Source organism: Streptomyces sp. NPDC032822 (assembly GCF_055578825.1).
Genome location: NZ_JBVIOL010000015.1, coordinates 168,914 through 187,968, shown reverse-complemented (window position 1 = coordinate 187,968; position 19,055 = coordinate 168,914). Strand labels below are relative to the sequence as shown.

At 70.5% G+C, this 19,055-nt stretch carries 12 protein-coding genes; 10 read left to right on the top strand and 2 right to left on the bottom strand.

Annotated features, from left to right (window positions below; genetic code table 11):
• Positions 1 to 171: 171 nt before the first annotated feature.
• Both ACZ5VD_RS33640 and ACZ5VD_RS33635 read left to right on the top strand, forming a co-directional pair.
• Positions 172 to 1,935, top strand: a complete 1,764-nt coding sequence (locus tag ACZ5VD_RS33640) for a hydroxysqualene dehydroxylase (protein ID WP_468555334.1) — start codon at positions 172 to 174, stop codon at positions 1,933 to 1,935.
• A 532-nt stretch (positions 1,936 to 2,467) separates the two neighbouring features.
• Entirely contained in the window at positions 2,468 to 2,800 is a 333-nt protein-coding gene (locus ACZ5VD_RS33635; RefSeq protein ID WP_468684382.1) for a type II toxin-antitoxin system PemK/MazF family toxin, read from the top strand.
• A 158-nt stretch (positions 2,801 to 2,958) separates the two neighbouring features.
• On the opposite strand, the gene ACZ5VD_RS33630 is transcribed toward ACZ5VD_RS33635, so the two are convergent.
• Entirely contained in the window at positions 2,959 to 4,566 is a 1,608-nt protein-coding gene (locus ACZ5VD_RS33630) for a helix-turn-helix domain-containing protein (protein ID WP_468684381.1), read from the bottom strand.
• A gap of 128 nt (positions 4,567 to 4,694) precedes the next feature.
• Here ACZ5VD_RS33630 and ACZ5VD_RS33625 point away from each other — a divergent pair, with 128 nt between their 5' ends.
• From ACZ5VD_RS33625 to ACZ5VD_RS33590, 8 genes are read left to right on the top strand one after another with little or no spacing between them, the layout of a single operon-like run.
• Positions 4,695 to 6,560: an SIP domain-containing protein gene (locus ACZ5VD_RS33625; RefSeq protein ID WP_468684380.1), complete on the top strand. Its 1,866-nt coding sequence runs from the start codon at positions 4,695 to 4,697 to the stop codon at positions 6,558 to 6,560.
• Between the two features lie 31 nt (positions 6,561 to 6,591).
• Positions 6,592 to 7,602 carry an ABC transporter substrate-binding protein gene (locus tag ACZ5VD_RS33620; RefSeq protein WP_468684379.1) on the top strand — a complete coding sequence of 337 codons (1,011 nt, stop codon included), beginning with the start codon at positions 6,592 to 6,594 and terminating at the stop codon, positions 7,600 to 7,602.
• Positions 7,599 to 8,642, top strand: a complete 1,044-nt coding sequence (locus ACZ5VD_RS33615; protein ID WP_468684378.1) for a FecCD family ABC transporter permease — start codon at positions 7,599 to 7,601, stop codon at positions 8,640 to 8,642. Before ACZ5VD_RS33620 ends, ACZ5VD_RS33615 begins: the two co-directional genes overlap by 4 nt.
• Entirely contained in the window at positions 8,639 to 9,697 is a 1,059-nt protein-coding gene (locus tag ACZ5VD_RS33610) for a FecCD family ABC transporter permease (protein ID WP_468684376.1), read from the top strand. Before ACZ5VD_RS33615 ends, ACZ5VD_RS33610 begins: the two co-directional genes overlap by 4 nt.
• A complete protein-coding gene (locus ACZ5VD_RS33605) occupies positions 9,694 to 10,548 on the top strand; it encodes an ABC transporter ATP-binding protein (protein WP_468684375.1) in 855 nt (284 codons plus the stop codon). The genes ACZ5VD_RS33610 and ACZ5VD_RS33605 overlap by 4 nt, the downstream gene beginning before the upstream one ends.
• Complete coding sequence (locus ACZ5VD_RS33600) at positions 10,541 to 11,737, top strand: alpha/beta hydrolase (protein WP_468684374.1); 1,197 nt, start codon at positions 10,541 to 10,543, stop codon at positions 11,735 to 11,737. Before ACZ5VD_RS33605 ends, ACZ5VD_RS33600 begins: the two co-directional genes overlap by 8 nt.
• Positions 11,734 to 13,494: an ABC transporter transmembrane domain-containing protein gene (locus ACZ5VD_RS33595; protein ID WP_468684373.1), complete on the top strand. Its 1,761-nt coding sequence runs from the start codon at positions 11,734 to 11,736 to the stop codon at positions 13,492 to 13,494. The genes ACZ5VD_RS33600 and ACZ5VD_RS33595 overlap by 4 nt, the downstream gene beginning before the upstream one ends.
• Entirely contained in the window at positions 13,491 to 15,233 is a 1,743-nt protein-coding gene (locus ACZ5VD_RS33590) for an ABC transporter ATP-binding protein (RefSeq protein WP_468684371.1), read from the top strand. Before ACZ5VD_RS33595 ends, ACZ5VD_RS33590 begins: the two co-directional genes overlap by 4 nt.
• A 204-nt stretch (positions 15,234 to 15,437) precedes the next feature.
• On the opposite strand, the gene ACZ5VD_RS33585 is transcribed toward ACZ5VD_RS33590, so the two are convergent.
• A complete protein-coding gene (locus ACZ5VD_RS33585) occupies positions 15,438 to 19,010 on the bottom strand; it encodes a glycoside hydrolase family 32 protein (protein WP_468684370.1) in 3,573 nt (1,190 codons plus the stop codon).
• Between the last annotated feature and the right edge of the window lie 45 nt (positions 19,011 to 19,055).

Here is a 19,055-nt window from a genome sequence, read left to right as displayed (position 1 = left end):
GCATGCGGCTGGCCGCAGTGGGGTCTGGAACGCCTTGACCGCACGCCGTCGGGTGCGCCGAGGTGATGCGACATCAAGCCAAAGAGACCCAAGCTCCGTTGGCGGTCTTCCGGGATCGGTGCGTCGCCCATATCCTCGTGCGCCGGTGGTTACCTACGGTAAGGGGTAGCGATGGGCGGCACCACACGCAGAGGGTTCCTGGGTTCGGCCGCGGCCGCCGGCGGCGGGGTCGCTCTCGCGACCCCGCAACGGGCCGCGGCCCGGGACGGCGCCGCCGCACAGACCGTGGCCGTACTGGGCGGAGGCGTCGCCGGGCTCACGGCCGCCCACGAACTCGCCGAACGCGGCTTCCGGGTCACGGTCTACGAACGCAAGGCGCTGGGCGGCAAGGCCCGCAGCATGGACGTACCGGACAGCGGCACGGGCGGCCGCGGGCCCCTGCCCGGGGAGCACGGCTTCCGCTTCATCCCCGGCATCTACCACAACCTGCCCGACACCATGCGGCGCATCCCCTTCCCCGGCAACCCCAACGGTGTCCACGACAACCTCGTCGCCCCCAAGGAGATGCTGTTCGCCCGGTCGGGCGGCCGCGAGGACATCCGGATCCCGCTTCCGTGGCCCGGCAACACCCCGGCCGAACTCACCCCCGACGAGATCCGCCGCGCCCTCACCTCGGTCCTGGACACCGCCTTCAACCTCCCCCTCCACGAGGCCCTCTACTTCGCCAACCGCTTCCTGGTCTTCCTCACCAGCTGCGATGAACGCCGCGACGAGACCTGGGAGCAGATGCCGTGGTGGGAGTTCGTACGGGCCGGACGGATGTCGTACGACTACCAGCGGATCCTCGCCATTGGCGTCACCCGCAACATCGTGGCCACCAAGGCGGAAGAGGCCAGCACCCGTACCGTCGCCACCCTGCTGGAGGCCTTCGCCTTCAACCTCCTCGGGCGGGGCGCGGACGGACCGCTGGACCGGATCCTCAACGCGCCCACCAACGAGGCCTGGATCGACCCCTGGGTGACGTACCTGAAGTCACTCGGGGTCGAGTTCCACATCGGCTGGACGGTACGGGACCTGATCCTGGACACGGGCCGGATCGCCGGCGCCGTCGTGGAGGACCCGGGTGGTGCCCGCCGGACTGTCACCGCCGACCACTACATCTCGGCCATGCCGGTCGAGCACGCGCGCCGCACCTGGAACTCCGCCGTGCGCGCCGCCGATCCCCAACTGGCCGAGTGCGACCGGCTGGAGACGGACTGGATGACCGGCATCCAGTTCTATCTGACCGAACGTACGCCGATTCTGCACGGCCACCTCGACCTTATCGACTCCCCCTGGTCGCTGACGGCGATCGCCCAGGCCCAGCACTGGCCGGGCCACGACTTCCCCGCCGACTTCGGCGACGGCACGGTCGCGGACTGTCTGTCCGTGGACGTCTCCGAGTGGGACCGGCCGGGCATCCTGTACGGCAAGACGGCCAAGCAGTGCAGCCGCGCCGAAGTCGCCCGCGAGGTGTGGGCGCAGTTGAAGGCGGCGCTCAATGACAGCGGCCGTACGGTCCTGAAGGACTCCGTGCTGCACTCCTGGTTCCTCGATCCGGCTGTCGACGGCCTCGGCACTCCGAACCCGGTCAACGAGGAGCAGTTGCTCATCCATCCGACAGGGACCTTCCACCACCGTCCGCGATCGGCTACGAAGATCCCCAACCTCTTCCTGTCCGGCGACTATGTGGCCGTGCCCATCGATCTGGCCACCATGGAAGGCGCCAACACCTCGGCCCGGCAGGCCGTCAACGCCCTGCTGGACGGGATCGGTTCGGCCGCGGAACGCTGCACCGTCACCCCGCTGTACCGGGCCCCCGAGTTCGAGTGGATCAAACGCCACGACCGCACCCGTTACCTCCTTGGACTGCCGAATCTCTTCGACGTCGGTTGACAGCAATGCTGACCCCGTCCCCGGCGACGGGGATCCCTGGGCTCTCCCGATGCTCCGGCGAATCAGCGTCTGTTTCGGTACACCGGCAGGCCGCCCTGAAGGCCATCGACCGGCTGGAGCTGCGGAGCCACCCGGTCATAGACGCGCGGTCCCTTCGCGCCGTCGCAGCACGGGTGCGCCACAAAGCGGCAGGATCTGTCGGTGAACGCATCGCCGAATGGCTGAACGCCCGGGGACGGTCCGCCAGCAGCCCGCGCACGAAGTCCCGCGCCCGAAGGCGTTCTTCGACCCGAGCGAACCTGGCCGCCATCCGGCCCATCCGGCCCTCGAACGCCTCCTGGCGCCGGGCACGTTCTACGCTGTGAGCTGCGGCCACCGCATGATCGTCGTCTGTCCACACAGCTCACGATGATCACCGGTGGCCGCAGCCGTCTTATCGTCGGCCCTGACCAGCCAACACTACGATCTGTGCCTGGAGTAGGCGGCGGTCGAAAGGGCGACGCAGGCGCGCCGTCCCGTATCAGGAGGACATATGCGACGTGGCGAAGTCTGGTGGGCAGATGTCAACGAGCAGCGGGCCGTCGTACTGCTGTCGGGAGAAGAGGCGTCCGGTTTCTCGGCGATGCAGGTCGTCGCTCCCGCGGGCACCGATCTCAGCGGCGTGGCCGTCGAGGTGGCGGTAGGTGCCCCCGAAGGACTGCCTCTCGAAGGCGTCCTGAGAGTCGCACTTCCACGTCCTGACCTCATCCCCTGCACTTGGCTGGTCACTCTGGCCAGGGAAGACCTGATCGGGCAGGCGGGCGTCCTGCCGTCCTCAAAGCTCAGCGAGATCGAGGATGCCCTTCGTCTCGGTGGACTCCAGTAGGCACAGAGGCATGGACGCCGCCGATGGCGCGGCCGGTCTCGTCGAGATGGTCGATGGTGGCCGCGCCATATCAGCGGCATCCCCACTCACAAGATCACGCTCTACGGCTGGAGTACTCCTCGCGGCGGACAGGGCCGCTGTGCAGGACAGCGACGGTGCTACCGGTTCCGCTCGGGCTCGCGCTGCTGGTAGTCGCGCGGGGACAGTCCGTGGAAGCGGGAGAAGGCGGCGCTGAACGTGGGCAGGTGGGCGTACCCGATCCGGCGCGCGACGGCGCTGGGCGGCGCGCCCCCGGCGAGCAGGTCGCGAGCGATGCGCATGCGGGCGGCATAGCGCCAGCGGCCCAGTGTCATACCTGTCTCGTCACGGAAGGCGCGGTGGATCTCAGCACCGACATCACCATGGTGCGTCGCGCCAGGCTCGCCGATCCGACGCAAGCACTCCATCGCGACAGCACGCGCGCGCGGATTCGTGGGCATCGGCACCGACAGCGCCCGCTGCGCGGCAACCTGTTCCGCGAACAGGCCGAGGATGTGGCGGGGGTCGTGGTCATCTGGACGCAGTCCGGAGCGGGCGCTGATCGAGCAGAACATCAAGTAGTCCTCCCACCCAGGCGAGAACCGCACCTGCAGCGGCACTGCCAGCTGGAGGTCACCGGTGCTCGCGTTGCCCAGCGGCAGGGAGACGGAGTTCTCGCGAAGGCCGGTGACATGCTCCACTCCTGCGGGGATCCAGGTCGCCACCCCGCGCTCCCGCTCGTAGCGTTGGCCGTCGATGTCCAGGTACCCGCTGCCTCGGTACATCCAGCTGAGGACGTGGACGTCGTTGGTGTGCGACGGCGTGCTGGCCGCGGGCAGCATCTCGGGCGCAGCGGGAGTGTCCGTCTTGCCCATCATCCGGATCAGGTCGTCGCTCTGCCGTGCCGCCGCTGCCCGTTGCGTCAGTCCGCCGGCGCCGTATCGCGCGGAGAGCTCCCGTCCGAACTCGTGGGGGGTCAGCCCGAACCGTCCCTTGAAGGCTCGCGTGAAGCCGCTGCGGCTGGCGAAGCCCACTCGCGCGGCCACCTGGTCCACGTCGTAACCGGCAGCGAGGAACTCCACCGCAGCGCCCAGTCGGCAGCGCAGCCGCCACTGCTCGAACGTGAGCCCGGTGTGGGCGAGGAAGTCACGGCGAAGGGTGCGCGCGCTGGAGAGCACCCGCGCAGCCCATTGCTCGACCGTGAGGTCGAGCGCGGGGTCGCGAATCAGTTCCTCGGCGACTGCTCCGGCGCCGAGGGCTCGCGGCATCGCCGGCGAGGCGAACCCCTCTGAGCTCGCATTTCGCCCGATCCCGACGGGCGTCGGCGAGCGCGAGTCAGGACGCCGGAGGAGCTCCTCGATCGCCTGGGGGAAGTACCCACGGTCGCTGAAGGGGGTGACCTGGAGGTTGAAGAGCTGGATCAACCAGTCCTGCCAGCCGCTGGGAACGTCGAACCGTGTCAGTTCCGACAGCCCCCAGGCGCCGACGCCGGCGTGGGGCCACAGCGGGAAGGCGACAGTGCCTGGCTCAGTGGTGATCGCCCGCTCTGCCCAGCCGTCTGCGGGTATCCAGGCGCCTTCGCCGGCCTTGAGGCGGAGCACCGGCCCGCCGTCGAGGCGCACCTGCGCCACGCCGGTGCGAACCCAGAGCAGCAGCGGTCGAGCGGGCTCATCTGCCGAACCCCACCGCGCGCTCGGAATCGGCGGCGGGTCGCCGGCGCCTGCGGCGAACGAGAAGGGGACGACCATGTCCTAACTCTACGGCAGTCTGCGCACACCATCACAGGTAAGGTTCACCTAACTTTAGCAGTGCGCGCCCTCCCGATGCCGGTGCGCGGCTCCTGCCCTCGAAGCGACAGGAAAGGTCAGTTCCGCGCATGCCCAAAACCTCGCGCCGACTCACCGTGCACGCGCCGACCCTGCGTGAGGTCGAGGTGGTCCGGACTGTCGACATCACCCCGGGGATGCGGCGGGTCACGCTGAGCGGCGAGCAGTTGCGTGCGTTCACCACGGCGGACGGCCTCGTGCGGCCGCCCTTCCAGTCCCCGGGCTTCGACGACGACCTCGGGTTGTACTTCCCCTACCCAGGTCAGCGCGATCCGGTGCTCCCGGTCCAGGGCGAGGCCAAGTTGATCGTGCCCAAGGATCCTCGACCGCTGTCACGGCTCTACACGGTCCGCCGCTGGGACCCCGAGGCCGGCGAGCTGGACGTGGACTTCGTCAAGCACGGGGTGGGCGCGGGAACGACGTGGGCCGCTCGCACCCAGCCGGGTGACCGGATCCACCTCAGCGGCCCGAGCACGTCCAAGGCGTTCCCGACCGGCGCCGACTGGCTGCTCGTGGCCGGCGACGACACCGCACTGCCCGCGATCGGCCGCCTCCTCGACGAGCTCCCGCCCCGCGCCCGGGCGCAGGTGTTCATCGAGATCGCCGAGGACGCCCACCGCCAGGAACTGCGCGAGCTGCCCGGGGTCGACGTGACGTGGCTGGTCCGCCGCGGTGCGACGGCCGGCACCGTGTCGCTGCTCACCGAGACCGTCCGCGGTGCGCAGTGGTGGCCGGGCCAGGCGTTCGTGTGGCTGGCCGGCGAGCACACGGCCGTCCGGGACATCCGCCGGCACCTGGTCGAGGACCGGGGCGTGCCCAAGGAGGACATCGACTTCGCCGGCTACTGGCGTCGCTCCGAGGTCGTCGCACTGGAGACCGACGGGGCGGTACCCGACCCGGAGAGGACCGTCACCCCGTTCCAGAAGCTCCACGACCTGACCGAGCTCGTCGCGCCGATCGCGATCCGCACCGCCGTCGAGCTGGGCGTTCCCGATCTGCTCTCCCGCGGCGTGACCAGCGTGAGCGAGCTGGCCGCCAAGGCCAGCGCCGACGAGCGCGCTCTGGGCAAGCTGCTGCGTTACCTGCACACCCTGGACGTGGTGACCGAGACGGAACCCTGTCACTACGCCCTGACGCCGGTCGGCGACATCCTCACTCTCGAGTTCATCGCCGACCGGCTCCACTCCGCCGGGGTGGTCGGTCGCGAGATGCTCGGGATCCACGGCCTCACGGAGTCGGTCCGCACCGGCCGGCCCGCCTACGCCTCGGTCACCGGCCAGACCTTTGACGACGTGCGGGCCGAGCAGGACTACGAGGACCGTCACCTGGAGCGCCTGGCGAAGTTCCAGCCCCCTCTGGCCGAACCGATCGCCACGTCCGACCTGCTCGCCGGAGTCCGGCACCTGGTGATCCACTCCGGTGGTGCCGGCGCCCACGCCCGTGAGTACGTCGCAGCCCACGAAAGCCTGCGCGTGACGATCTGCGCCCTGCCCGCCCAGGCCGACTGGCTGCGCCGCGACCTGCCCGCCACGATTCCCGACGAGCAGCAGCGCACGCGGGTCGGCGTGCTGGAGCAGTCCGTCTTCGAGCCCAGCCCAGCAGCCGACGCCGTGCTCATCAGCCGCGCTTTCAAGACCCTGCCCGACGCCGACGCCGCTCACGCACTGCGCCGGGCAGCCGAGAACCTCGTCCCCGGCGGACGGGTGCTGCTGATCGAGGAGGTCTTCGACACCGACGACCTCGACGAGCACGACGGCGAGGAAGACCTGATCGGCCTGGTCTGCCACGGCTCCGGCCTTCGCACCGCAGCGGAGCTGGACGCCGTCATCGCCCGGGCCGGACTCACGCGCAGGTCGGCGCAGACCGTCGGCCTGGGCGCCACCGTCCATGAGCTCCTCCGCTCCACCGCTGACTGAACCCCTCCACTCCGAGAAGAAGAGAACGCCCATGAGCACCACGCCCCTGATGAGACGCGGCGCAGCCCTTGCCGCCTCGCTGATGAGCGCGTCGCTCGTCCTCACCGCCTGCGGCGGTGACGGCGACGACACCGGCGACAAGGCCGCCGCGGCCCGCAGCGCCGACGCCGCCGAAACCCGCAGCGTCAAGGCCGAGAACGGCACCGTCGAGATCCCCGTCGACCCCCGGCGAATCGTCACGATCGGCAACACGAACCTCCCCTTCATCGATCTGGGCGGCAAGCCGGTGGGCGTCACCGAGGCGTCCGGGTCCGAGCTCGACGTGCTGCCTGAGGAACAGAGGACTGCCTATGAGGCAGCCGAGATCATCGGCACCAGCGGTGGTGAGGTGGACCTCGAGAAGCTCGCCGCCCTCAAGCCGGACCTCATCCTGGTCCAGTTCTCCTCGGACGACTGGGACAAGGTCGGCAAGCAGCTTGAGGCAATCGCCCCGACCGTGTCCTGGGGGCTCGACACCGAGTGGAAGGCCTTCGCCGACGCGATCGCGGGGGCCGGCAACGTCGCGGATGCGCTCAAGCAGCAGAAGGCGGAGTTCAAGGAGAAGGTCGCCAAGATCCAGGAGACCTACGGCAAGACCATCAAGGACACCTCGTTCGTCGACGTCTCCCGCGGAGACTGGAGCGATCCCGGAACGTTCTACATCGCGGACATCGGCTGCTCCGAGATCGCCCGTGACGACATCGGCCTGGACCTCCCCCAGGCGGCCGAGGGCAAGGACCCCCTGGCCTACGAGTCCCTGCCGTTCGAGCAGATCAGTGAGCTGTCCGAGTACGACGTGATCACCTACCCCCTCGACGCCGGCGGCAAGCCGACAGAGCCCTTCAAGCCGGTGGTCGAGACCAACACCTGGAAGGCACTGCCCGCAGTGAGCTCCGGTCGGGCGCTGGGAGTCTTCTGCCCCGGCAACAACTCCTACGGGCCCGTCAACCGGTACCTGGACTCGCTCGACAACGCACTGGCGACCCTCCCCGGCAAGCAGTGACAGCCCTCGCCCTGCGGCAGGACGGTCCGGGCACCGAAACGGTGCCCGGACCGCGTCGCCGTCTGCTCGGCCTGGTCCTCGCGCTGGCAGTGCTGGTGGTCCTGCTGGTGCTGAGCGTCATGATCGGTTCGACGGCGATCGCGCCGTCAGTGGTGTGGGACGCGCTGTTCCACTCCTCGGCCGACACCGACCAGTTCGCGATCCGCGACTTCCGTCTGCCTCGCACCATCGTGGGTCTGGTCGTCGCCGTCGCCCTCGGTCTGTCGGGCGCGTTGATCCAGGCGCTCACCCGCAACCCCCTGGCCGATCCGGGTGTCCTCGGCGTCCATGCCGGCGCCTCCTTCGCGGTGACGGTCGCCGTGGGCCTGCTCGGCGTCCGCGACGTCCAGGGCTACATGTGGTTCGCGTTCGCGGGGGCATTGATCGTCACATTCCTGGTGCTCGCCCTCGGGTCGACACGACAGGGCTCCTCGCCGGTGGTCATGGTGCTCGCCGGAGTCTGCGTCGGCGCCGTGCTCGGCGGCGCCAGAGAGGCGCTCCAGCTGACTGACCCGGACGCCTTCGACGCGATGCGGAACTGGAACGCCGGGTCGATCGCGGGCCGCCCGCTCGAGGTCGTGTGGCCGGTCGTGCCGTTCTTCGCGGTGGCACTCGTCCTGGCCTTCGCGGTGTCGGGCCCGCTCAACGCCCTGGCCCTGGGCGACGAACTGGCGATCGCCCAAGGGGTCCGGCTGGCACGCACCCGGGTGCTCGCGGTGGTCGCCCTCACCCTCCTCGCCGGCGGCGCCACCGCGATCGCCGGACCCATCGCATTCGTCGGCCTCATGGTGCCGCACGTGGCCCGTTGGATGGTTGGCCCGGACCAGCGCTGGATCTTCGCTTACAGCATCCTCCTGGCCCCGAGCCTGCTGCTGGTCTCCGACATCCTCGGCCGCATCGTGATGAGACCCGGCGAGATCCCCGTGGGTATCGTCACCGCCTTCGTCGGCGCTCCCGTTCTCGTCGCGCTGGCGCGGCGGAAGAAATCGAGCAAACCATGAACACGCACATTCCGCCGGTGGATTTCGGCCGGCGGGTGCTGGTGCTGCGGCACCGGCGGATCGCGATACTGCTTCGGGGGCGCTCGGCCGTCGTCTGCGCGGTGCTTGCGGTCGCGATCACCGGTACGGCGGTGCTCGCGCTGATGACCGGCTCGTACGCGCTGAGCCCCGGGCAGGTGCTCTCCGCGCTGACCGGCCGGGAGACCGGCATCGTCCACGACATCGTGGTCGAGTGGCGGCTGCCCCGAGTGGCCGCGGCGGTGGTGTTCGGCGCAGCCCTGGGGGTGAGCGGGGCGCTCTTCCAGTCGCTGCTGCGCAACCCTCTCGCCGACCCCGGCATCATCGGGCTCTCCGAAGGCTCCTACACCGGCGCGCTGATCGTGATCCTGGTCGTCAACGGCACCTACGTGCAGCTGGTCGGCGGGGCGCTGCTGGGCGGGGTGGCCACCGCGGTGGCCGTGTACGTGCTCGCCCACCGACGAGGGGTGCAGGGGTTCCGGCTGATCGTCGTCGGTATCGGCGTCTCGGCGATGCTCGGGTCGCTCAACACCTGGCTGATCCTCAAGGCCGACCTCGGCCAGGCGATGTCCGCGGCCGCGTGGCGTGCCGGGTCGCTCAACGGCGTGTCCTGGGGCCAGGTCGTCATCGGCGGCGCCTGCGTCGCCGTACTCCTGCTGCTGGCCGGGATGCTGAGCCGGCCGATGCGGCAGATGGAGCTGGGTGACGACGTGGCCGCCTCGCAAGGGGTACGGGTCGCGCCCGTACGCCTCGGCCTGATCCTGGTGGGAGTGGCGTTGACGGCGACGGTCACGGCCGCGTCGGGGCCGATCGCGTTCATCTCCCTGGTTGCCCCGCAGATCGGACGCCGGCTCGCCCGCACCGCCGGGATCACCCTCGCCCCCGCCGCCTTCGTCGGCGCGCTGCTGTGTCTGGCGTCGGACTACCTCGCCCAGCACGTCGCCCCCACGCCGCTGCCGGTCGGCATCATCACCGTCGTGCTCGGTGGCGGCTACCTCGGATACCTGCTGTTCACCGAAGCCAGGAGACGTCTGTGAGCGCAACCCCGCCCGACACCGCGCGCCTGCGTGTGGAGTCGGCGACGATCGGCTACGACAGGCGGATCATCTCCGAGCACCTCTCGGTGGCGATCCCCGACGAGTCGTTCACGGTCATCGTCGGCCCGAACGCGTGCGGCAAGTCCACCCTGCTGCGCAGCCTGTCCCGACTGCGCAGGCCCTCGGCCGGGCGGGTCGTCCTCGACGGTGCCGACATCAACTCCTACCGGACCAAAGAGGTGGCGCGGCGGGTCGGGCTGTTGCCGCAGACCTCGATCGCCCCGGACGGGATCACCGTCGCCGACCTCGTGGCCCGGGGCCGGTACCCCCATCAGGGGTTCATCCGGCAGTGGACCGAGGACGACGAGCGGGCCGTGCTCAGGGCGATGCACCAGACCTCGGTCGCCGACCTGTCCGGGCGCCTGGTGGACGAGCTGTCGGGCGGGCAGCGCCAGCGCGTGTGGGTGGCGATGGCGCTCGCGCAGCACACCGACATCATGCTGCTCGACGAACCGACCACGTTCCTCGACATCACCCACCAGATCGAGCTGCTGGAGCTGTTCACCGACCTGCACGATGTCGGCCACACCCTGGTCGCCGTCCTGCACGACCTGAACCAGGCTGCCCGCTACGGCACCCACCTGATCGCCATGAAGGACGGCGCTGTGGTCGCCGAGGGTCCTCCGGACGAGGTCGTCACGGCCGAGCTGGTCGAGGAGGTGTTCGCTCTGCGCTGCCTGGTGGTGCCCGATCCGGTGGCCGGCAGCCCCCAGGTGGTGCCGCTCGGCCGCGAACGAACCCGGCAGTGGTCCGCCGGCAACACCGACGTGGAGAGTGCGAGAAATGGCTGATCCGTTGGTCGAGAAGCTGTCGACCGGTGAGTGGAGCCCGGAGCGGTTCCGAGGACACCTCGAAGAGTCGGGTGCACCGCTGGTCGAGCAGGTCTCCGCGGGCGAGGTGGAGGTGACGTTCGTCGACGAGCCCGGAGAGGACGCGACGGTCACCCTCTCGGTGGTGATCGGCCCCAGAATCGGCTTCAACCCGATCGAGGAGGAGTTCACCGCGGTGGCGGGAACGCCGTTCCACGTGCTCACTCTGCGGATGCGTTCCGATCTGCGCTTCTCGTACGTGTTCACACGACGTGGGCCAACGGGTGGGGACGTACGGGTTCCGGACCCGTTCAACCCGCCACCGAGGTTCTCGGAGTGCTCGGTGGAGCGGTTCTCCGGGGCCTCGGTGGCCGTGCTGCCCGACGCGGTGCCGTTGCCCTGGCTCCATCAGGCCGAAGCACGGCCGGCCCCGGCCGTGGAAGCCGCCGTGCTGGCGAGCGAGCTGCTGGGAGACGAACGCCGCATCTGGGTCTCGATGCCCCCGGGAGAGTTCGCGCACGAGAGCGCACTGCCCTTCGTGATCCACCTGGACGGAACGCCGGACCACAGCGCGCCGAGCGTTCGTGACGCCCTGGTCCGGGCGGGACTGGTCCGACCCTGCGCGGTGGTCCTCGTCGAGCAGCCCGCACCGCAGCGCGACAAGGAGCTGCTCTGCAACCCGGCGTTCTCCCAGATGCTGGTCCAGGAACTGCTGCCGTGGCTCCACCACCGGTATCCGCTCTCGCGGGACCCCGGTGACGTCGCGCTCGCCGGTGAGAGCTTCGGCGGTCTGTGCGCCGGCTGGACAGCGCTCCACCACCCGACGACGTTCGGCAACGCCATCCTCCAGTCCCCGTCGTGCGGGTACCACCCTGACCTCAGGTGGGGCACCGGATCGGGCGAGCTGCTGCGCCGCATCCCCGTACCGGCACTGATCGCCGACTACCTGGCAGCAGAAACGGCACCGGTCCGCATCTTCCACGACGTCGGTGAGCTGGAGAGCTCGAACACCCACAGTCGCTGGCTGGACCACGTACTCACCGGGAAGGGCTACGACACCCTGTACAGAGAGTTCGCCGGGGGACACGACTACGCATGGTGGCGAGGGATGTTCGCCGATGCCCTGCTCTGGTGCTTCCCGCTCCCGAGCAGGAATCGGAGCCAGGGATGAGGAACTCCTCGCGTTTCTCGGGCGCCGACACCGCAGGACTGGGGCGAGGGCCGCTGACCCGCCGGCTGCCGGTGCTCCTGCTAGATCCCGCCGAGCCGCTCGACGCTCGGCCGTTCGACTCCGGGCCGGGGACCACCCCGGGCCGGTTCCTGCTGCGCGTGATCTTCTCGGTGAGGCGGATCAGCGTTCCCGCGATGCTGCTGGCGATCGTCTGGCAGGTGGGCGAGTCCGCGGTCCCGGTGGTGATGGGACTCGCGATCGACCGGGCCGTTGCGACCGGGGACGAGGGACAGCTGGTCCTGTGGCTCGGCGTGCTGGTGGCCCTCTACGTCGCGCTGACGTCGGCGGCGAGGCTTTCGCTGCGGCTGACCGCCCACGCGGTGCAGGTACTGCAGCACCGACTCCGCGGCACCCTCTCCACGGGCGTGCTGCACCCGGTCGGCGGCACCGCCCGCGCGCCGGGCGGCAACGTGGTCTCGGTGATGACGAGTGATGTCGCGCGCCTGTCCAACGCGGTGATCCTGACGATCATCCCGGTCTCCAGGATCACCGCCATCGGATTCATCGCGGTATCGCTGCTGGCGACGCACTGGCTGCTCGGACTCGTGGTGCTGTTCGGGGCGCCGGTCGCGGTCTGGTCGATGGGCGTGCTCAGCGAGCGGCTCTCCCGGGACACCCGCGAGTACCAGGGGCTGCTGGCCTCCACGGTCGGACAGGCCACGGACCTGGTCGCCGGCTACCGGGTGATCAAGGGGATGCGTGCCGAGGCCGAGGCGACCAGCCGGTACCGGCAGGCAAGCCAGAAGACCCTTGTCGGCGCCAGGCGCAACGCGGGCCTGCTGGGGAGGTTCCTGGTGGGCTCGGGCGTGGTCAGCGGCACGTTCGTCGCCGCGGTGGTGGGGCTGGCGGGCTGGTTCGCCGTGGACGGACAGCTCAGCATCGGCGGGCTGATCACCGCCGTCGGGCTCGCCCAGGCGCTGCTGCCGCAGATCCAGGCCATCGCGAGCACGTCCGTCCCCAATCTCGCCGGCGCCCGCGCCTCGTCCGTGCGTGTCCTCGACATGCTGCGGGACAACGCCACGCCGACGGCCGGGCCCGATGACGCGACCCGACAGGAGGTCAACGCGCTGCCCGAACTGGACGTGGTCGTGCCGGGCGTCTCCGGGCCCGGCGTGACGATCCGGGTCGAGCCCGGCGAGCTCGTGGGCGTGCGCGCCGACGACCGGACCGCCGCCCGTGTCGTCGAGGCGCTGCTGGACCCGCGGCCCGAGGCAGCGGTCGAGGTGCGGCTCGACGGGATCGCGGCCAGGGAGCTGTCCCCGGTCGAGTACCGCGCCCGGATCACCGTCGCGCCCCACCGCGTCACGCTGTTCAGCGGCACCCTGCGCGACAACGTCGCCGTGATCGCGGGCGCGCCCGAGCGGGTGGACGCCGCGGTGCGGGCCGCCGCTTGCGACGACTTCGCGGCCGACCTCGACGTCCCGGTCGGCGAGGGCGGCAACCGGCTCTCGGGCGGCCAGCGCCAGCGGGTCGCGCTCGCCCGCGCCCTGGCGAGCGACGCGCCGGTGCTCGTGCTGCACGACCCGACCACCGCGGTCGACTCGGTCACCGAGCACACGATCGCGGGCCGCCTGCGCGGTGTCCGGGCAGGCCGCTCGACACTGCTGATCGCCTCGGCCCCGGCGCTGCTCGCTGCCTGCGACCGCGTCGTCGAGCTGCCTGACGACGTACCCGCACTCTCAAGGACGGCGCTGTGAACGGCACTTCCGTCGTGGCCAAGACCACGGCTTGCGATGCCGGGCTGCCCGTCGCGAGCGGCCGCGAGACGCTCCGGGAGGTGTGGCGGCTCAGCCGCGGGTACCGGCTCCGGCTCACCGCGACCGCAGTGCTGGGGATCGTCAGCACCGGCGTCGAGCTGATCGTCTCCGTGGCGATCGGATACCTCGTCGACCGCGTGCAGGCCGGCACCGCGGACCTCGCCACAGTGCTGACGGTCACGGCCGCCATGGTGCTCTCGGCGCTCCTCGGCGCCGCGGGCACCGCGCTGACGATCGTGCTCGCCACCCGCGTCTACCACTCGATCCTCGCCGCGCTGCGCGAGGAGCTCGTGAGCCGCGCCATGACGCTCCCGCAGCACCACGTCGAGCGCGCCGGTACCGGGGACCTGATCTCGCGGTCCAGCGACGACGTCACCGCGGTCGCCGACGCCGCCCCCGCCGTGATCCCGGTGCTCACCGTCACCGCCTTCACCATCGTCGTGTCGCTGGGCGGGCTCGCCGCACTGGAATGGCCCTACGCGGCCGCCTTCGCCGTCGTCCTGCCGGTCTACGTGCTGGCAGTGCGGTGGTACCTGCGCATCGGACTGGGGGTCTACCGCGCCGAGCGCACGGCGATGAGCGCGCGTGCCCAGCAGATCCTCGAGTCCCAGCGCGGCTACGCCACCGTGCTCGGCTTCGGGCTCGCCGAGCAACGACACCGGGCTGTGATGACGGACTCCTGGCGCGTCGCGGGGCAGTCGCTCCGCGCACGCACCGTGCTGAGCATGCTCAATGCCCGGCTCAACCTCGGGGAGTGCCTGAGCCTGGCCGCCGTACTCGTCGTCGGCTTCGTCCTCATCGACCACAACGCATCGACCGTCGGCGGCGCCACCACCGCCATGCTGCTCGTGCTACGCCTGCTCGGACCGGTCAACCAGCTGCTGCTGGTCATCGACACCCTCCAGTCCGCCCTCGCCTCGCTGAGCCGCATGATCGGGGTCGTCACGATGGCGTTCGGCTCATCAGATGTCCCAGCGCAGGCCGCGAGCACCTCCGTACGGCTCGACGAGGTCTCGTTCCGTTACAGCGAGGGGCCACGGGTGCTCGACGACATCACCCTGGACATCCCCTCCGGTCAGCGCGTGGCCGTCGTCGGCGTGTCCGGGGCGGGCAAGACCACGCTCGCCGGCGTGATCGCCGGCACCCACCTGCCCGAGGCCGGGAGGGTGACTCGCCCCAGCCGTACCACGATGATCACCCAGGAGGTCCACGTCTTCGCCGACACCCTGCGCGACAACCTCACCCTCGCCGCGCCCGGGGCCACCGACGGCGACCTCCATGCAGCGCTGGAAGCCACCGGCGCCGCATCGGTCCTCGATGTTCTCCCCCACCGGTTGGACACCCTGCTGGGTGTCGGCGGACACCCGATCACCGACGCACAGGCGCAGCAACTCGCCCTAGCCCGCCTGCTGCTCGCCGACGCTGATCTGGTGATCCTTGACGAAGCGACCGCCGAGGCCGGCTCCGCCTACGCCGGACAGCTCGACCGCGCGGCTGATGCTGTCCTCGCCGGGCGTACCGCGGTCGTGGTCGCGCACCGTCTCTCCCAAGCAGCAACCTGCGACCGGATCATGGTGATGGAGCGCGGTCGGATCATCGAGACCGGCACCCACGGAGAGCTGGTTGATGCCGGTGGTGTGTACGCCGGGTTGTGGACGGCCTGGGAGGCTGCTCGGTGACAACTGCTCGGCTTCCACCCCCTCAATAGCCCCTGAGCGTCTTAGAGTTGGACACGTATCACAGAGGCAGCCGCGTCCGCCCAGGCCAGCCGAGGAGAGAGAACCTTCGTGCAGCGGATCCTCCGTCCCACGTGCGGAGGCTCCGCCCAGTGCGGGGAGGGCGGAGTCTTCGCGGTCACGGTTGCTTGTCGGCTTGACCGGCGGTCACAGCTCGTGCGCGTAGGTGTCCTGGTACGCCGCCCTCCCGCCGAACACGTTCAGGGCGATGTGGCCGTCTGCGTACGTCGTGTCCGTCACGTCGATGATCCGTGCGCCGTTGAGGAACACCTGGATGCGGTCGCCCTCGGTGAGGATGCGGACGGGGTAGGTCGTGCCGCGGCGGACCAGGGCCGGGACGCGGGCGAGGGCGGCGCCGTCGTCGAAGAAGCCGTTGGCCTTGGCGACCAGACGGATCACGCGCAGGTCGGGGTCGATGTTGAGGCAGTAGGCGTCGGCGCCGTCAGAGGAGGCGCGCCACAGGAGGGAGAGGGCACCGCCCGTGTCCGGGTCGGGGCCGCCGAGCCGGACCAGGGTGGTGAGGTCGAAGTCCGCCGCCGTGCGGGAGGAGATCGCGTTGGAGTCCTTGTCGAAGCTTCCGGCGCGGCCCGCGCTGCCCGTCGACCAGCGGCCGGCGGGGGTGATCGTCAAGTTGCCGAGGTCCGAGCGGAATTCACCGCCGGTCGGGGCGACTGCCAACGGCTTCACACGGTCCACCAGGCGGTAGGTGCTGTCCAGCTTGTGCACCTTGAGCGAGTCGATGTGTGCGGTGCCGTCCTTGGCGTAGAAGGCCATGCCGTCGGTGTCCGGGCCGGGGAAGATCAGGCTGGTCACGGCGGCCTGTCCGTCCGCGCCGAATGCCTCGACCGAGGACGAGTCGACGTACACACGCAGGGTCACGCGGCCGCCGGCCGTCTTCATCTGCGCGGTGGTGCGGCCCGCGAAGTACTGCGTGAAGTCGCTCAGGCCCGATGCCGAGCGGTCCACGAACAACTCCTGCGCCTCGGCGTCGTATCCGACTGTCGTGTGCTGGTCGTCGTCGGTCCGGAGCCGGAAGCCGATCTCCGTTGCGGTGCCAAGCGTGATCTCGGCCTCGATCTCGTAGGCGATGCCCCGGACTCCCGCGAGCGGGTTCGCGGAGTCGGGGCCGACGGCGAGGTCCTTGCGGGTCGTGGTGGACGTGCGCAGCGTGGCCAGCTCCGGGACCGGGCGCTGCGCCAGGCGTACGCCGTCGACGGTGTCCGTGAGGGTCAGTTCGCGGGGGGTGCTCAGCTGGCCGTTCCAGCCGCCGGTCGGGGCGCTGAAGGGATAGTCCCAGTTGCTCATCCAGCCGAGCCAGACGCGGCGGCCGTCGGGCAGGCCGCAGAACGACATGGCGGCGTAGTAGTCGCGGCCGGAGTCGGCGCGCAGGACGGTGCCGGCCTTCTGGTCGGGAGTGAAACCGGTGCCGTTCCACTCGCCCGTGAAGTACTGGGCGGCCGAGCCGTTCGTGGCGCGTACGGCACCGGTGCTCAGGGTGAGGACCCACTTCACCTTGTCCTTGTCGCCATCCACCGGCAGGGGGAAGAAGTCGGGGCACTCCCAGACGCCGGGCGTGGCCCAGTCGCCGTAGCCGAAGGAGCTGACCTGGGTCCAGGTGAGGAGGTCGGTGGAGGTGAGGAAGCGGATGTGGTCGCCGCCGGAGACGGCCATCAGCCACTGGTCGTGAGCCTCGTCGCGGATGACTTTCGGGTCGCGGAAGGTCCAGCCGGCGTCGGGGCCTCCCGGGTTCTGCACGGCCGGGGTCGAGCCGCCGTGCCACTGCCACGAGCGGCCCTTGTCCTTGCTGTAGGCGATGCGCACGCTGGCATTTCCGCCCGGCTTGTCCGGGTGATAGCTGGTGTAGTACGCGATCAGGCCCGAGCCGCCGTCGAAGAGGCCGGAGGTGTCGTCCGCGTCGACGATCGCCGAGCCCGACCAGCAGTTGCCGTACGCGTTCCAGGGCAGGGCGATCGGCAGGGCATGCCAGTGGAGGAGGTCGGTGCTGACCGCGTGCGCCCAGCGGCCCTGGTCCTGGTGGAAGAGGTGGTACTCGCCGTCGTAGTACACCAGGCCGTTGGGGTCACTGGCGGAGCCGGCGAGCTGGGAGTAGTGGTACGTGGGGCGGTAGGGCTCGGTGAAGTAGTCGGCGGTGCTGTGGACTTCGACGTGCTGGAAGTACGACGTCCCGTGCGCGGCTGCGGTGCCGACGGTGGCGCCCTTGGTGCGGGACACGCGGGTCTTGAGCGCCCGTACGCCGTCCACGTACACCTCGATGGTTCTGCTCGTCGCTCGTGCCTCGACGCGATAGGTGCCGCCGGACGCGATGGGCCGGACCGGGCCGGAGGCGGAGGCGAGGCGGGCGCCGGAGGAGCGGTCCAGCAGGACGACGGCGTTGCGGCCGGCTTCCAGGCGGGCTTCGTAGCCGCCGGAGCCGTTCACGGACGCGCGCAGGACGAGGCCGGCCGAGGAGGAGGGGCCGCCGGGTGTGATGTCGGCTATCGCCACCAGATCGCCGTCGGCGAAGGGGGCCGTGCGCAGGCCGTTCTCGCCGCGGATGCCGCGCAGGTCGGGGGTCCAGGTGCCGGAGCGGGCCGTCCAGCCCGGGAGGCCGGTGGCGAGGTCGGGCGCGGCAATGTTCTCGAAGGACACCGCTCCGCCCGATGCCGTGACGGCGAGTCGGCCCTTGGTGTGGGTGGAGTCCTGGGCGCTGATGACGGGGCTGTAGCCATCGGGAGAGAGGAAGTTGGTCTGCCAGTGCACGCGGAGTTCGTCGTGTTCGGCTTCGACGCGCAGGCGGTAGACCGTACCGGACTTGATGGTGGTCGTATACGTGCCGAGGGTGACGTTGCCGTCGATGCGGTAGAGCCTCAGCCTGCCTTGGCCCGCGTCGACCTGAACGCCGTAGCCGTGGGTGGCCTTGGCGTCGGTGCGCACCAGCAGTGAGGCGATGGCGGAAGCGTCGTGCAGGAGCAGGTCGGCCTGGAGCGCGGTGTCGTACGTCTTGGTCGTGGTGAGGGCGCGGGCGGTGGCTCCCGGGGTCGGGGCCGCGCGCCAGCCCAGCGGACTCGCCATCCAGGTGCCGCCGCTCGTGGTCCAGCCGGTGAGGTTGGTGGTGACCGAGGAGAGGGAGGGCGGGCCGAAGGTGACCGTGCCGCCCTGGGCGAGCAGGCCCACCGAGCCGGTGTCGTGGCGGTGGTCCTCGGTGTGGAGGAGCCGTTCGCCGTCGACACGCACCGTCAGCTCGGGCCCGTCGACTGCCACTTCGAGGTCATAGGGTCTTGCGGTCCGCGCGCCTGGAAGTGGAGCGGTGGCGAGTGTGTCGCCGTCGGCCAGGTCGTAGAGCCGTATGCGGGCGCGGCTGGGGTCGAGGGCGACCGCGTATCCGGTCGAGCCGTCCAGGGCTGCCCGGAACACCAACGCGCCTGTGGAGGAAGAGGATCGGGGCGTGACGCGGGCCGCGTACGTGCCCTTGGCCGCGAGTTGCTGCTCGGACAGGGCGAGGGCGGGCCCGCGACGGCCGACGGTCGCCTTCTGGCCGCCGTCGGAGGTGCGGGTCCAGGTACCGGTGACAGGGACGGGGTCGGGAATCGGGGTGGCGGCCGGGGTCGCTCCGGCGGCGCTCGGGGTGGCGGCCTGTGCTGCGGGGAGGATGCCTCCGAGAGGCAGCAGGGTGGCGGCGGTTCCTCCGGCGAGCAGGAGGGTACGGCGGGACACGCTCATGGCAGCTCCTGAGAAGAACAGGCGAGGGTGGGCCACGGCCCGGGG